The organism is Corallococcus sp. NCSPR001 (genome assembly GCF_017309135.1).
Lineage (GTDB): Bacteria > Myxococcota > Myxococcia > Myxococcales > Myxococcaceae > Corallococcus.
Genome location: NZ_JAFIMS010000002.1, coordinates 4,484,618 through 4,498,934 on the forward strand (window position 1 = coordinate 4,484,618; position 14,317 = coordinate 4,498,934).

Annotated in this window: 13 protein-coding genes; 5 read left to right on the forward strand and 8 right to left on the reverse strand. The window is 71.9% G+C overall.

Annotation, left to right across the window (positions count from 1 at the left end; genetic code table 11):
* Positions 1–11: 11 nt before the first annotated feature.
* The 8 genes from JYJ93_RS20305 to aroF form a co-directional block, all read right to left on the reverse strand.
* Positions 12–1,307, reverse strand: coding sequence for a citrate synthase (locus tag JYJ93_RS20305; protein ID WP_206793714.1), 1,296 nt, complete (start codon positions 1,305–1,307; stop codon positions 12–14).
* An 86-nt stretch (positions 1,308–1,393) separates the two neighbouring features.
* Positions 1,394–2,689 carry a 3-phosphoshikimate 1-carboxyvinyltransferase gene (locus JYJ93_RS20310; RefSeq protein WP_206793716.1) on the reverse strand — a complete coding sequence of 432 codons (1,296 nt, stop codon included), beginning with the start codon at positions 2,687–2,689 and terminating at the stop codon, positions 1,394–1,396.
* Positions 2,686–3,756, reverse strand: a complete 1,071-nt coding sequence (locus tag JYJ93_RS20315; protein ID WP_206793718.1) for a 3-dehydroquinate synthase family protein — start codon at positions 3,754–3,756, stop codon at positions 2,686–2,688. Before JYJ93_RS20315 ends, JYJ93_RS20310 begins: the two co-directional genes overlap by 4 nt.
* Positions 3,753–4,772, reverse strand: coding sequence for a chorismate synthase (aroC, locus tag JYJ93_RS20320; protein WP_206793720.1), 1,020 nt, complete (start codon positions 4,770–4,772; stop codon positions 3,753–3,755). Before aroC ends, JYJ93_RS20315 begins: the two co-directional genes overlap by 4 nt.
* Entirely contained in the window at positions 4,769–6,019 is a 1,251-nt protein-coding gene (locus JYJ93_RS20325) for a shikimate dehydrogenase (protein WP_206800393.1), read from the reverse strand. The genes aroC and JYJ93_RS20325 overlap by 4 nt, the downstream gene beginning before the upstream one ends.
* Complete coding sequence (locus tag JYJ93_RS20330; protein WP_242543874.1) at positions 6,016–6,492, reverse strand: shikimate kinase; 477 nt, start codon at positions 6,490–6,492, stop codon at positions 6,016–6,018. The genes JYJ93_RS20325 and JYJ93_RS20330 overlap by 4 nt, the downstream gene beginning before the upstream one ends.
* A 103-nt stretch (positions 6,493–6,595) precedes the next feature.
* Complete coding sequence (gene ubiE / locus JYJ93_RS20335) at positions 6,596–7,285, reverse strand: bifunctional demethylmenaquinone methyltransferase/2-methoxy-6-polyprenyl-1,4-benzoquinol methylase UbiE (RefSeq protein ID WP_206793723.1); 690 nt, start codon at positions 7,283–7,285, stop codon at positions 6,596–6,598.
* Entirely contained in the window at positions 7,282–8,178 is an 897-nt protein-coding gene (gene aroF, locus JYJ93_RS20340) for a 3-deoxy-7-phosphoheptulonate synthase (RefSeq protein WP_206793725.1), read from the reverse strand. Before aroF ends, ubiE begins: the two co-directional genes overlap by 4 nt.
* 147 nt (positions 8,179–8,325) lie before the next feature.
* Here aroF and JYJ93_RS20345 point away from each other — a divergent pair, with 147 nt between their 5' ends.
* Genes JYJ93_RS20345 through menC form a run of 5 tightly spaced genes read left to right on the forward strand, consistent with a single transcriptional unit; the run spans position 8,326 to position 14,313 of the window.
* The gene (locus JYJ93_RS20345; RefSeq protein ID WP_206793727.1) at positions 8,326–9,621 is read left to right on the forward strand and encodes an isochorismate synthase; all 1,296 of its coding nucleotides are present in this window, start codon (positions 8,326–8,328) and stop codon (positions 9,619–9,621) included.
* Positions 9,621–11,390, forward strand: coding sequence for a 2-succinyl-5-enolpyruvyl-6-hydroxy-3-cyclohexene-1-carboxylic-acid synthase (gene menD, locus JYJ93_RS20350; protein ID WP_206793729.1), 1,770 nt, complete (start codon positions 9,621–9,623; stop codon positions 11,388–11,390). Before JYJ93_RS20345 ends, menD begins: the two co-directional genes overlap by 1 nt.
* A complete protein-coding gene (gene menH, locus JYJ93_RS20355) occupies positions 11,381–12,232 on the forward strand; it encodes a 2-succinyl-6-hydroxy-2,4-cyclohexadiene-1-carboxylate synthase (RefSeq protein WP_206793730.1) in 852 nt (283 codons plus the stop codon). Before menD ends, menH begins: the two co-directional genes overlap by 10 nt.
* The gene (locus JYJ93_RS20360; RefSeq protein ID WP_206793732.1) at positions 12,229–13,149 is read left to right on the forward strand and encodes a 1,4-dihydroxy-2-naphthoate polyprenyltransferase; all 921 of its coding nucleotides are present in this window, start codon (positions 12,229–12,231) and stop codon (positions 13,147–13,149) included. The genes menH and JYJ93_RS20360 overlap by 4 nt, the downstream gene beginning before the upstream one ends.
* Positions 13,150–13,158: 9 nt before the next feature.
* Positions 13,159–14,313 (forward strand): o-succinylbenzoate synthase, encoded by a 1,155-nt coding sequence (gene menC, locus JYJ93_RS20365; protein WP_206793733.1) that lies wholly within the window; start codon positions 13,159–13,161, stop codon positions 14,311–14,313.
* Positions 14,314–14,317: the final 4 nt, after the last annotated feature.

The window sequence follows — 14,317 nt, forward strand, 5'->3', positions numbered from 1 at the left end:
GCAGCCGGTGGCTACTTGCGCTTGTCCTGCGCCACGTAGTCGCGGCGCGCGGCGCCGGTGAAGACCTGGCGGGGACGGGCGATCTTCTGCTCGTTGTCCGTCACCATCTCCTCCCACTGCGCGCACCAGCCCACCGTGCGGGGGATGGCGAACAGGACGGGGAACATCTCCGCCTGGAAGCCCATCGCCTCGTAGATGAGGCCCGAGTAGAAGTCGACGTTGGGGTACAGCTTGCGCTTCACGAAGTACTCGTCCTCGAGCGCGATGCGCTCCAGTTCGAGGGCGATCTCCAGCAGCGGGTTCTTGCCCGTCACGTCGAACACTTCATCCGCCACGCGCTTGATGACCTTCGCGCGCGGGTCGTAGGACTTGTAGACGCGGTGGCCGAAGCCCATGAGCTTCTTCTCGCCCTCGCCGCCCTTCACCTGCTTGATGAACTCCGGGATGTTGGCCTTGCTGCCAATCTCGCGGAGCATGCGGAGCACCGCCTCGTTGGCGCCGCCGTGCAGCGGGCCGTAGAGCGCGCCCACGCCCGCGGCGACCGCGGAGTAGGGGTCCACCTGCGACGAGCCCACCGTGCGCACGGACGTGGTGGAGCAGTTCTGCTCGTGGTCCGCGTGCAGGATGAAGAGCACGTCCAGCGCCTTCTCCAGCGTGGGGTGCACCTTGAAGGCGCTCGTGCCGATGCGCTTGATCATCGCCAGGAAGTTGGCGACGTAGGACAGGTCGTTGTCCGGGTAGACGAACGGCAGGCCCATGGCGTGGCGGTACGAGAACGCGGCCAGGGTGGGCATCTTCGCGATGAGGCGCGTGATCTGGATCTCACGGCTGCGCGCGTCCTTGATGTTCTTCGCGTCCGGGTAGAACGCGGACAGCGCCGCCACCGTGGAGCCCAGCATCGCCATGGGGTGCGCGTCGTAGCGGAACCCGTCGATGAAGGACTTGATGTTCTCGTGCACCAGCGTGTGGTGGGTCACGTTGAACGTGAAGTTCTCCAGCTCCTTCTGCGTGGGCAGCTGGCCCTTCAGCAGCAGGTAGGCCACCTCCAGGAAGGAGGACTTCTCCGCGAGCTGCTCGATGGGGTAGCCGCGGTACTCCAGGATGCCCTTGTCGCCGTCGATGAACGTGATGGCGCTCTTACAGTTCGCCGTGTTCAGGAACGCGGGGTCGTAACCCATCAGACCGAAGTCATCGCTGCCGGTCTTGATCTGGCGCAGGTCGGGGGTGCGGATACAGCCGTTCTCGATCGGGATCTCGTACGTCTTCCCGGTCCGATTGTCGGTGACGGTCAGCGTGTCCTTGGGCATGGGCGGAGATTTCACAGGGCGGAGGACGCTTTCAACAAAAAAGAACGATAAGTCTTAGAGGCGAAGTTTCCGGTCCGCGCGCCCGCTCAGGAATAGCGGACGCCGGCCCGCGCGAGCTGCCGCCAGAAGCCCGGGAAGCTCTTCTCCACGCACTCCGGCCCCGTCAGATCCAGAGGCACCCCGGACAGCACACACAGGGTGGCCGCTGACATCGCCAGGCGGTGGTCACCCCGGCTGTCCATGGCGAAGCGCGCGGGCTTCACCTTCGGAGGGACGATGCGGAGCGTCTCACTGTCGGCTCCGGCCGACAGCTCCGTGGTGCCGCCGTAGGCGGACACCAACGTGCGGATGCCCTCCAGCCGGTCGCTCTCCTTGACCCGCAGGATGCCCACGTCGCTGAGCGTGGTGGGCCGGGGCAGCACGCACGCGAGCGCCGCCAGCGTGGGCAGCAGGTCCGGGCACTCCTTGCCCGTCGCGCGCAGCTCGCCCGTGGCCTCACCCTCGAAGCGCCAGGTGTTGGGCGCGCCCGACGGGAGCATCTTCAGGCCCACTTCAGCGGCCAGCCGGAGGATCGCCTGGTCCGGGTGGGCGCTCTGGGGCTCCGCGCGCTCCGCCGTGCCGCCCGTGCGCCAGGCGATGAGCACCAGGTAGCCCAGCGACGACCAGTCGCCCGGCAGTGATGGGACGGATTCGGGCGCCTGATACCCCGTGACGGAGTAGTGACCTTCGGACTGTTCCACGGTGAAGCCGAAGCGGCGCAGCCACGCCACCGTGAGGTCCATGTAGCCGGCGCTGGTGAGCGTGCCTTCGATCTCCACGCTCCACGAGCGCTTCTCCCGGAGGAAGCGCTCGGCGCAGCCCAACAGCAGGCTGGAGGCGTACTGGCTGCTCTGCGCGCCCGGCACGCGGAACACCGGCGGCACCTTCGTCGTGTCCTGGGGCGCGTGCAGCTCCACCGGCCACGGGGTGCCCTCGGTGAGCGTGAGGCCCGCGGGGCCCAGGGCCTGTTTCAGCGACGTGAAGAGCGGGCCGTGCGGGCGCTCGCCCAGGCGGGGGGTGCCGGTGAAGCGCACGCGCGCGCCGGGCGTCACCGCGGCCTGCGTGACGAGGATGCGGAACGGAGCACCTCCGTCCGCGCAGTCCACGTCGCGCACGGGGCCCGCGGGAAGGCGCAGGGCCTCCACGCCCCGGCGCAGCACGCGCACGTCGGCGGGGAGGTCCTCGTCCGATTCCGCCTGCACCGACGGCAGCGGCCAGGCGCCCGTGAGGTGTCCCAACACCAGGGCTCGCTGGGCGTCCGACTTCGACACGGGCGGGGTGAGCGGTGAGGCGCTCAAGGCGCTCGGGTCGACGGTGAGGCGGTTCGGAGAGGCGTGGCTCACGGGCGGGCTCCACGGGTCCAGGCGGGCCACAGGGCCCGCCACGTCTTCGGCATCACATCCACGACCTCGGCGGTGCCCACGGCGGTGAGCAGCACCATGCGCAGCTCGCCGTTGGCGCCGGCCTTCTTGTCGGCGTCCAGCAGCGCGACCACGTCCTTCAGCGGCGCGCGCTGGGCGATCTCCGCGGCGCGGTCGCGTCCGAGCACCCCCGGGCCCCGGGCCAGCGCGCGCTCCACGTCATGCGCCACGGGCTCCGGCGTGATGCCCAGGTGCCGGCCCACGTCCAGGGCCCAGAGGATGCCCAGGCCCACCGCGTCGCCGTGAGACAGCTTGAAGCGCGACAGGCTCTCCAGCACGTGTCCGAAGGTGTGGCCGAAGTTGAGCACGCGGCGCAGGCCCTGATGCTCGTACGGGTCCTTCGCGCAGACGTCCTCCTTCAGGCCGCGCGCGTCCTTCACCAGCTTCTCCAGCTTCGGAGGCGTGCGCACGTAGCGCTTGAAGAGGGACGCATCCAGCGACGCGACCATCTTCCACGCCTCGATGGAGCCCTCGCGCACCTGCGCGTCGGACAGCGTGGCGTACAGCTCCGGGCACAGCCACGTCTCGTCCGCGTAGTGGAAGACGCCCGCGGGGTTCTTCACCACGCGGCCGCGCACGACGAGGTCCACCGCGCCCTTGCCGCCCAGGCTGCTGTCCACCGCCGCGAGCAGCGTGGTGGGCACCTGCAACAGCCGCACGCCACGCTTGAGCAGGTGCGCGGCCACGGTGGCCACGTCGCCCACGGTGCCTCCGCCCACGGCGACGAGCGTGCCGGAGCGCGGCAGGTTGATGCCGCCCGTGAGCACCTTGTGGAGCGAGATGAGGCTCTTGGCACGCTCACCGCCGACCAGCTGGATGATGGCGCGGGGCTTGCGGGCCTCGATGGCGGGGAGGAGCGTGGGGTGGAACTTCGCGACGGTGCGGTCCACCACGGCGACGCTGCCCTCGGGCAGCCTGGCGACGAGCTTCGTGAAGGAACCCCAGCGGTCGTTGGGGGGGCGGTAGGAACCGGGAGGAAGCGGGCTCATGCGGAGTGGGGGCGGGCGTTGAGTTGCTGGACGAGGTCGGCGATGACGAGCGACACCATGGCCTCCAGCACCGGGACGGCGCGGGGCATGATGCACGGGTCGTGACGGCCGCCCTTGGCGTGATCCGCCAGCGTCGCGGGCGGCTTGAAGAAGGCGCGCACCTGCATGGGCTCACCGTTGGCGAGCCCACCCTGGATGCCGCCGTACGCGTCCTTCACGGAGTGGAACTTCGTGCCGGGCTGGCCGATGCGCTGGAGCAGATCCGGCGGACCCCACATGACACCGGTGACGGCGCCGATGCTGCCCAGCGCCTGCGCGATGAGCGCCTTCAGCTTGCCGAAGATGGGCTCGCCCAGGCCGACGGGCAGGCCCTCCACGCGCACGTCGATGGATCCGCCCAGGCTGTCGCCAGCCTCCTTCGCGGCGAGGATCTGCCGGGCCATCTCTTCACGGACGGCTTCATCCGGGCAGCGGGTGGGGTGCGCGTCCACCATGGCGCGGGTGAGGCCCGGCGCCGGAACGGGCGCGACCAGCTCGCCCACCTGGGAGACGTAGGCCACGGTGCTGATGGAGGGCAGGTCGCGCGCGAGGTACGCCTCCGCGATGGCGCCGCCGATGACGCGGCAGAGCGTCTCACGTCCGCTGGTGCGGCCGCCGCCCCGGTGGTCGCGGTGCTTGTAGCGCTCGCGCCACACGGCGTCCGCGTGACCCGGCCGGTCCACGCTGGCCAGCTGGTTGTAGTCCTGCGAGCGCTGGTTCGCGTTGCGCACGATGGCCGCGATGGGCGTGCCCAGCGTCTTGTCCTGGAAGACGCCGGAGAGGATTTCCACGGTGTCGGGCTCGTTGCGCGGGGTCACCAGGGCGGACTGCCCGGGACGCCGGCGATCCAGGGCCGCCTGGATCACCTCGCGCGTGAGCGGAACGCCCGCGGGGCAGCCGTCGATGACGGAGCCCAGCGCGGGGCCATGGCTTTCGCCGAACGTCGTCAACCGGAAGAGGGTGCCAAAGGTATTCATGTCGCCGTTTCCCAGAGTTGTCGCTGCCGCCGGGCCTGGGCGACGAACCACGCCGCACCTAGCAGGAGAGGGGTGCCCCCGCGGCGAACGATCTCCGCGGCGACGCGCCGGCCGGGCGCACCGTATGCGATCACCGCCACGCGTGCCCCCTGGAATCGCAGGTTTTCGGGGGGGGCCACGCGGTCCGGCCATGTCCAGACCCAATCCCCGGACAGCGGGGCTTGTATCTCCGCGCGCTTCACGACCCGCAGGGCGAATCCATGTTCAGCGGCCACCAGCCGCAGGGCCTGCGTGGAGCCGCCGTCGCCCAGCACCGACACGTCCTTCGCGCCCAGGCGCTCCAGCACCGCGCGCGCGCCTTCCGTGTCGGTGTTGAAGGACTCCCACCGCGAGCCCCGGCGCACCAGCGTGTTGATGGCGTCCAGCGACGAGCCCGTGTGCTTCGCGAGCCGCATCTTGAACGGGCTCGTCACGGCGAAGCCCGCGTAGTGCGGCAAGAGCGCGTCCACCACCGCCTCCACCGGCGCGTCCTCGGCCAGGTCGATGCGGTCGAACGGCTGTCGGTGGATGCGCGGCGAGCGCGAGTGCGGAATGGCCGTGCCCAGGATGCCCAGGCGCGGCGCGTGCGGATCCTTCGCCTTGCGGTGCTCGCGCACCACGTCGTCCAGAAGGCGCTGTCCCGGGGCCGCCGTCCACGGGCCACCCATGGCCACGTACTCCAGGCCGTTCCTGCGCGAGAGCACCGCGCGCGCCGGGATGGCGACCGGCCCCATGCCCAGCACGGTGACGCGCTCGGCGCCAAAGCGCTGGGACAATGCGGCCTGCGTCTGGAGCAGCACCTCCAGGTGCGCGGGCCCGTCCATGGGCTCCACGTGCTTCACCAGCGCATCCGGCGGAATGGGGCGGGACCAGCGCTGGAGCGCCTCCGTCGTCGTCAGCGGACCTTCCGCGTGGTGTGACGCGAGCAGCTTCCCTGGCGGCGCGTCCATGTCCTGCGCGCGCTCCACGTCGCGGTCCACGCGCCACGCGGCCTGGATCCACGGCGCGGGCAGCGGCTTGCCCCGCTCGGAGACGAGCAGCGGCATCACGCGGGCGAGCGCGTCCGGATCGATATCACCGGGAGCATGCAGGTCGGTCCGCACCTCGATGACGTCCGCGCCCCGCTGGAGGCCGTCGCGCGCGAAGGTGACGGCGTCCGCGCCGGTGAGCGTGGGGGGCAGGGTGATGATGCGCCGGGTGGCCATCAGTCAGGCTCCTGGGCAAGGCAGCCCCGGAGGAAGTCCGCCAGGGAGATGGTGGGGACGCGGGCGTGCAGCGCCTCGCGTTCATGGAACAGCGAGTGGAGCTCCTCCTCCAGCGACACATCCGTGCGCAGCCGGGGGCGCGTGGTGTCCGCCATCAGCCGCTCGCGATACGTGTCGAAGGTGACGGGGACGACGAGCGTGAAGTGCCCCGCGAGCGCTTCCGGGTGATGCGACAGGAAGCCGCCGCCCACCGCCACCACGCTGCCCTGGGGCAGGAGGCCCAGCGTCTCGCGCTCGGCGGCGCGGAAGGTGGTGGGGGATTCAGCCACCCAGGTGCGGAGCGGGCGCCCATGCCGGCGCTCCAGCTCCGCGTCCAGGTCCAGCCCGGTGCGCCCGAGCAGCTTCGAGACGAGCGGCAACAGGCGCGTCTTGCCGGCCGCGCGGTGGCCCGCGATGACGACGGTCTGCGCGCCCATGGGGCGGGGGCAGGGCCCCGGGGACGAAAGGGCCCCCTGGAGCGCCTGCTGGAGTCTGGGGTCTACCGACGCGACGAGTTGCTGGACGAGGAGGCGTCGGGCCTCAACGGACGGTGCCGACATAGACGTAGGCGGTTCCAAACAGCAGGGGGTGGGCGGCGCGCTCGGAGTAGGCGCCGGCCTGGTCCATCAGGGAGAGGAAGCGGTCGCCGGCGGGGAAGGCCGCGGCGGTGCGGGGCAGGTACTGGTACGCCGCGCGGTTGCCCGTGAGCAGGCCGCCAATCGCCGGCATCACCGTCTTGCTGTAGAAGCGGAACAGCGCGCCGTACGGGCCCGTGGGCTGGCCGAACTCCAGCACCACCACGCGGCCTCCGGGGCGCACCACGCGCGCCATCTCCTGGAGGCACTTCACCGGATCATCCACGTTGCGGATGCCGAAGGAGATGGACGCCACGTCGAACGTGTTGTCCGGCAGGGTGAGCGCCATGGCGTCCTGCACCTGGAACTCCACCTCCAGCCCCGCCTTGGCCGCCTTGGCCGGCGCGCTCTCCAGCATCTCCGGGCAGAAGTCCGTGCCCACCACGCGGCCCGTGGAGCCCACCTTGCGCTTGAACGCCAGCGCCAGGTCGCCCGTGCCGGTCGCGCAGTCCAGCACGTGGCTGCCTTCCTTCGCGCCGCTGAGCTTCACCGCCGCGCGCCGCCACAGGCGGTGGATGCCGAGCGAGAGGACTTCGTTCGTCACGTCGTAGCGCGTGGCGATGGAGGAGAACATCTGACGGACTTCGGTGCTCATCGCGCCCCCGCGATCTGTGCCGGCCCCGCCGGCGTCCAAAGGTGACGGTCCACCGCGGCGAGCACGCCCGGCAGCCGTTGCATCAACGTAGCGAAATCCCCGGGCGACATCGCCTGCTGACCGTCGCACAGCGCCTGCTCCGGCCGGGGGTGGACTTCAATCAACAATCCATCCGCACCGCAGGCCGCCGCCGCCAGCGACATGGGCGCGATAAGGGAAGGAATGCCCGTCGCATGCGAGGGATCCACGATGACCGGCAGGTGCGTGCGCTCCTTCGCCCACGCCACCGCGGCCAGGTCCAGCGTGTTGCGCATCGCGGTCTCGAAGGTGCGGATGCCGCGCTCGCAGAGCATCACCTGCTCGTTGCCGCCCGCCAGGATGTACTCGGCGGCGTTGAGCCACTCCTGCACCGTGGCGGACAGCCCGCGCTTGAGCAGCACCGGCTTGCGCAGCTTCCCCAGCGCGCGCAGGAGCCCGAAGTTCTGCATGTTCCGCGCGCCCACCTGGAGGATGTCCGAGTGCTGCGCCATCAGGGGCAGCTGCTCGGTCTCCATCACCTCGCTGATGATGGGTAGGCCGTGGCGCCGCCCGGCGTCCACCAACAGCTTCAGCCCCGGCTCCCCCATGCCCTGGAACGCATACGGACTGGTGCGCGGCTTGAACACGCCTCCACGCAGCATGTGCGCGCCCGCCTGCGCCACCGCGCGGGCCGCCAGTTCCAACTGCTCGGCGCCCTCCACCGCGCACGGCCCCGCCATCACCACGAAGCCGGGCCCGCCCACCTCCACGGCCCCCACCTGCACGCGGGTGCCGGCTGGACGCGCTGCGCGAAGGACGCGGTGTGCACCCGGGTCACGCCGCCCGGCTGGGTCGTCTGGTTGCTGGCCTCCCACGGCGGCTCCCTCGCTGGAGTTACTTGAATTCAGATTCCATGGAGTTCAAGCGGTTTTGAACTCCTTGGTGCATGTATAGCCGAGATCGCTTAGAAGACAATCGAAGGTGATGTCACTCGCCTCCCCCGAGGTGCAGGAGAATGGCTGATGACGCCGCTCAGTCCCGCTGAGGATCCGCGATGGGTCGCCGGGATGATGCCGCTGCCCGGCGTGGATCCGCTGGCCGGAGCGGGCAGCCTCGGCGTTCCTTCCGTGTACTGGGAGCGGCCGGTGGCGCGCGAGGCGGTGGCGGGGTGGGGCGAGGCGGGCGTGCTCGAAGCGCATGCGCCCGGTGAGTTGCCCGCGGTGCTGGGCGCGCTCGGTCACGACAGCGTGCGGTGGCTGGACGCGGTGTCCCCCCAGATGCCGGGCCCCTGGTTCGGCGGCATGCGCTTCAGCCCCACGCAGCCGGTGGATGGCGCGTGGCGTTCGCATGGGCTGGCGCGCTGGACGCTGCCGGAGGTGCTGGTGTGGCGCGAGGGCAGCGCGCTGGCGGTCGCGGTCTTCGCTCCGGAGGGGCAGGGCGCGGAGGACGTGGTGCGCTCGCGGCTGGAGCGCGTGCGAGCGTCCTTCCCTTCGTCCTACCGCCATCCGGTGGGCGCGCCGGTCGCGCTGCGCACGGCTTCGTCCCGGCCGGACTTCGAGGCGCTGGTGGACCGCGCGGTGGAGGCCATTGGCGCCGGCCAGTTGAACAAGGTGGTGCTGGCGCGGGCGCTGGAGGCGGAGGGGCCGGAGCCCTTCGACGTGGTGGACGTGCTGGCGCGGCTTCGCGAGCAGAACCCGCGATGCGCGACGTTCCTCTTCCGCGCGCCGGACGGCACGGGCTTCCTGGGCGCGACGCCGGAGACGCTGTGCCGGGTGGACGGGCGCAGGCTGGAGACCGAAGCGCTCGCGGGGTCCGCGGCGCCGGGCGGCGCGGAGGCGCTGGACGCGAGCGACAAGGACCGGCGCGAGCATGACGCGGTGGTGCGCTACATCCTCCAGGCGCTGACGCCGGTGGCGGCGAGCGTGTCCGCGGACGCGCAGCCGTCCGTGCTCGCGCTGAAGAACGTGGTGCACCTGCGCACGGGCATCCGCGCGGAGCTGGCGGACGGCGTGGACACCGCGAAGGTCGTCACGGCGCTGCACCCCACGCCGGCGGTGGGCGGCACGCCGCGCGAGCGCGCGCTGTCGTTCCTGGTGGAGCACGAGTCGCTGGACAGGGGCTGGTACGCGGGGCCGGTGGGCTGGGTGGGCCCCGGGCGTGCGCACCTGGTGGTGGCGTTGCGCTCGGCGCTGGTGCGCGGGGCGAAGGCCCGGCTCTTCGTGGGCGCGGGCATCGTCGCGGGCTCCAGCGCGGAGTCCGAGTGGCGGGAGACGGAGATGAAGAGTCTGGCGATGTTGCGCGCGCTGGGGGGCCGGTGATGTCCCTGGACGCCAACCTCAACGTGCTGTGGTCGCGTGCGCTGCTGGAAGAACTGGTGCGTGGCGGCGTGCGGCACGCGGTGGTGTGTCCGGGTTCGCGCTCGTCCGCGCTGGCGCTCGCCTGCGCGCACACGCCGGGCCTGCGAGTCTGGTCCGTCATCGACGAGCGGAGCGCGGGCTTCTTCGCGCTGGGCATGGCGAAGCAGTCGCGTCAGCCGGTGGTGCTGGTCGCGACGAGCGGCTCCGCGGGCGCGCACTTCTTCCCGGCCGTCGTCGAGGCGGCCATGGCCCAGGTGCCGTTGATCATCCTCACGGCGGACCGGCCGCTGGAGCTGCAGGGCTGGGGCGCGCCGCAGACGGTGCCCCAGGCGCGCTTCTACGGCGACTTCGCGAGGATGTTCGCGGACGTGGGCATGCCCGAGGCGAGCAGCGCCGCCATCGCGCACCTGCGCGCCACGGCCGCCCGCGCGGTGAGCACCGCGTGCCGCGCGCCCCGGGGCGCCGTGCAGCTCAACGTGCCGTTCCGCGAGCCGCTGGCGCCCATCGCGCAGGACTTCGGCGCGGAGAAGCTGACGGCGCTCGCGAGGGAAGGGCGGACGGACGCGCCCCTCACCCGCATCTCGCAGTCGTCGCGGGCCCCGGACGCGGCGGCGTTGGATGAGGTGCGCGCGCGCATCGCCACCACCGAGCGCGGCGTCATCGTGTGCGGTCCCCGCGACGAGGACGACGGCTTCGCGGAGGCCATCACCGCGCTGAGCCTGGCCACGGGCTACCCGGTGCTCGCGGAGGCCACGTCGCAGGCGCGCTACGGAGGCGGCCCGCTGACCGTGTCGCTCTACGACGCGCTCCTGCGCCACGAGCCGTTCGCGCGGAGCCACACGCCGGAGGTGGTGCTGCGCTTCGGCGGAGGCCTGACGCCCAAGTCGCCGCAGCAGTGGCTGGACGCCTCCGGCGCGGACATCACCGTCTTCAGCGATGAGGGCGCGCTGTACGACCCGGCGCACCGGGCCACGCGCGTGGTGGAAGGCAACGCGGTGCTCGCGTGCCGTGCGCTGACGCAAGCGCTGTCGCGAGGCCCCGGCCGCTGGGCGCAGGACTTCGTCAACGCGGAGCGGGTGGCGCGCAACGCGCTGGAGACGGCGCTCGCTGAACAGTCCGATGGACTGACCGAGCCCCGGCTGGCGCGCGAGGTGGTGGCGGCGCTGCCGGCGAACGCGCTCTTCTTTGTCTCCAGCAGCATGCCCATCCGCGCGGTGGACGCGTTCGCGCACGGGGGCGGTGTCCCGCTGCGCGTGCTGGCGAATCGAGGGGCCAACGGCATCGACGGCATCGTGTCCAGCGCGGCGGGCATGGCCGCGGCGGCGGGGCGGCCCGCGGTGCTCCTCTCCGGTGATCTGGCGCTCCTGCACGACGTGGGTGGGCTCGTCTCGGCGGCGCGGGCGCGCGTGCCCCTGACGGTCGTGGTGGTGAACAACGACGGCGGCGGCATCTTCTCCTTCCTGCCGCTGGCGCAGGTGGCGAAGCCGGACGAGTTCGAGGCCCTCTTCGGCACGCCGCACGGCGTGGACCTGTCGCACGCGGCGGCGCTCGCGGGGGCTCGCTTCGAGCGGCCCACGACGCCCACGGCCCTGCGCGCGGCGGTGCGCACCGGGCTGGAGGGAGGCCTCCATCTGGTGGAGGTCGTAGTGGACCGGGCCACCAACGTGGATGCGCACCGGCACCTCTTCACGCGGATGGCCGCCGCACTGGGAGAAGGACCATGGGCGTGACGCTCGCTTATGACATCTGGGGTGAAGGCCCCCATACGCTCCTGGCGCTGCACGGCTTCACCGGCAGCGGCGCTTCGTTCGAGCACCTGCGTCCGCTGCTCGGCCGCTCCGTGCGCGTGGTGGCGGTGGACCTGCCCGGCCACGGCCGCACGCCGCTGCCGGAGAAGACAGGGCGCGACGGCTTCCTGGAGACGGTGGACGCGGTGGTCCGCCTGGCCCGCGAGCTGGGCGGCCACGTGGATCTGCTCGGCTATTCGCAGGGCGCGCGGGTGGCGCTGGGCGCCGCGGTGCGCGCGCCGGAGTGCTTCGGCCGGCTGATCATGGAGAGCGGCTCGCCCGGGCTGCACCGCCGCCAGGAGCGCTCCGAGCGGCGCGAAGCCGACGCGAAGCTCGTGGACTTCATCCGCGCGAAGGGCGTGGACGCCTTCGTGGAGCGCTGGGAGGCGCTGCCCCTCTTCGACGGACTGCGCCGCCTGCCGGAGCCGGAGCAGGCCGCGCTGCGTGAGCGCCGCAAGGCGTGCACGGCGCAGGGACTGGCCGGAGCGCTGGAGACCCTGGGACTGGGCGTGCAGCCCGACTACTGGCCCGCGCTGCACCGACAGCGGCTGCCCACGCTGCTGCTCACCGGTGAGCAGGACCTCAAGTTCACGGCCCTGGCCAGGCGCATGGCGGCGGAGCTGCCGGTGGTGTGGCGCCACGCCTTCGCCGGGGTCACCCACGCCCCGCACCTGGAGGCGCCGGAGGCGTACGTGCGCGAAGTGCTCTCGTTCCTCCAGACGCCCTGGTACGAAGCGCCGCAGTTCGAACACGCCATCCTGGCGCGAGAGGCGACCCACTCGTGACGACCCTGGTGAGCACTCCTCCTGATGCGGCTCCTCCCCGGCCCACGCTGAAGACGTGGCTGATGGCCGTGCGTCCGAAGACGCTGACGGCGGGCGCGGTGCCGGTGCTGGTGGGCACGGCGCTCGCGTACGGCAACGGGGTGGGGCGCCTGTTGCCCGCGCTCGCGGCGCTCGTGGGCGCGGTGCTGATCCAGATCGGCACCAACTTCATCAACGACTTCTATGACTACAAGAAGGGCGCGGACACCGAGGAGCGCCTGGGGCCCAAGCGCGTGACGCAGAGCGGGCTCATCGCGCCGGGCACGGTGCTCCTGGGCGGCCTCGGGTGCTTCGCGCTGGCGACGCTGGTGGGGCTGTACCTGGTGGCGGTGGGCGGCTGGCCCATCGTGGCCATCGGCGTGGCCTCGCTCTTGTGCGGCTATGCGTACACGGGGGGCCCGTTCCCGCTGGCCTACCTGGGCCTGGGCGACCTGTTCGTGCTCATCTTCTTCGGCATCGTCGCGGTGACGGGCACGTACTACGTGCAGGCCGGCGTCGTGAGCCCGGCGGCCTGGTGGGCGTCGGTGCCGGTGGGCGCCATCGGCACGTGCCTCATCGTGGTGAACAACCAGCGCGACGCGAGCACGGACGTGAAGGCCGGCAAGCGAACGATGGCGGTGCGCTTCGGCCAGGGCTTCGGCCGCGCGGAGTACGTGCTGCTGCTGGTGGCCTCCTATGTCACGCCGTTCGTGCTGTTCGCCAGGGGCTACGCGAGCGCCTGGGTCTTCCTGCCGCTCTTGAGCCTGCCGCTGGTGGCGCCGCCGCTGAAGCTGATGCTGAAGGCCGAGGGCGCGGCGCTCAACCCCGCGCTGGGCGGGACGGCGAAGCTGCAGATGGTGTTCGGGCTGCTGTTCGCGGCCGGGCTGTACCTGCGCTGAAGGGGCGTCATGCGCATCATCGAGGCGACCCTCACTCCGCTGCACCTCACGCTGGCCAACCCCCTGAAGACGGCGAGGGGGTCCTACTCCACGCGCGACGGGTTCCTCGTGCGGCTGCGGGACGAGGAGGGCCACGTAGGGCAGGGTGAAGCCATGCCGCTGCCCGAGTTCGGCACGGAGTCCCTGGCCCTGACGCACACGGTGCTGCGCGGGTGGCTGAGCGCCCTCAAGGGGCAGACGCTGGAGGACAGCATCGAGGGCGTCGAAGCCACGCTCGTCCCGTCCGCCAGCGAGGAGCTGCGCCAGCGCGGCGCGCGGATCCGCGGCATCGACCCGGAGGAGCCTGTCCCCGCCGCGCAGCATGGCCTGGAGCTGGCGCTGTTGGATCTGGTGGCCCAGCGCAAGGGCGTGCCCCTGTGCTGGCTGCTCGCGGAGGAGGCGCGGCAGGAGGTCCTGGTGAACGCGCTGCTGAGCGCGGAGGACCCGGAAGCCCTGGCCCGGGAAGCGCGTGCGGCGGTGGAGGAGGGGTATCAGACGCTGAAGGTGAAGGTCGCGGGCCGCTCGCTGGACGAGGACGAAGCCCGGGTCCGGGCCGTGCGCGACGCGGTGGGGCCGCGCGTGCGCCTGCGGCTGGACGCGAACGGCGGCTGGACGGAGCCCGAAGCCAACCGCGCCCTGGATCGGCTGGGCTGGTACGACCTGGAATTGGTGGAGCAGCCCACGCCGCCGGAGGACCTGCAGGCGCTGTGGCGGGTGCAGCGCCGCGCCCCGTGCATCATCGCCGCGGACGAGACGCTCGCCACGCCCGCCGCGGTGCGCACGCTCCTCACGATGGACCTGGGCGGCGGGCCCGCGGTGGGCGCGGTGGTGATCAAGCCGATGGTGCTCGGAGGGCTGCTGCCCTCCATGGTGGTGGCGCTGCGAGCGGCCCGAATGGGCATGCACGCGTACGTCACCAGCTCCATCGACGGCGTGGTGGCCCGCGCGGGCGCCGCGCATCTGGCCTCCGCGCTGCCGTCGGGAGAGCTGGCCTCCGGCCTCGCCGTGGGACGGCTCTTCGCTGACGAGCCGCGAGATCATCCGTATCAACCCCGGGGGGGACTCGTGCGGCTGCGCGACCTGCCCGGGCTCGGACTGAACCCGGACTTCAACCGGGAACACTGAGCGG

Coding starts and splice junctions, on each gene's coding strand:
- JYJ93_RS20305 (WP_206793714.1), bottom strand. CDS start 1,307: ATGCCCAAGGACACGCTGACCGTCACCGACAATCGGACCGGGAAGACG.
- JYJ93_RS20315 (WP_206793718.1), bottom strand. CDS start 3,756: ATGAGCCCGCTTCCTCCCGGTTCCTACCGCCCCCCCAACGACCGCTGG.
- aroC (WP_206793720.1), bottom strand. CDS start 4,772: ATGAATACCTTTGGCACCCTCTTCCGGTTGACGACGTTCGGCGAAAGC.
- JYJ93_RS20330 (WP_242543874.1), bottom strand. CDS start 6,492: ATGGGCGCGCAGACCGTCGTCATCGCGGGCCACCGCGCGGCCGGCAAG.
- ubiE (WP_206793723.1), bottom strand. CDS start 7,285: ATGAGCACCGAAGTCCGTCAGATGTTCTCCTCCATCGCCACGCGCTAC.
- JYJ93_RS20345 (WP_206793727.1), top strand. CDS start 8,326: ATGACGCCGCTCAGTCCCGCTGAGGATCCGCGATGGGTCGCCGGGATG.
- menD (WP_206793729.1), top strand. CDS start 9,621: ATGTCCCTGGACGCCAACCTCAACGTGCTGTGGTCGCGTGCGCTGCTG.
- menH (WP_206793730.1), top strand. CDS start 11,381: ATGGGCGTGACGCTCGCTTATGACATCTGGGGTGAAGGCCCCCATACG.
- menC (WP_206793733.1), top strand. CDS start 13,159: ATGCGCATCATCGAGGCGACCCTCACTCCGCTGCACCTCACGCTGGCC.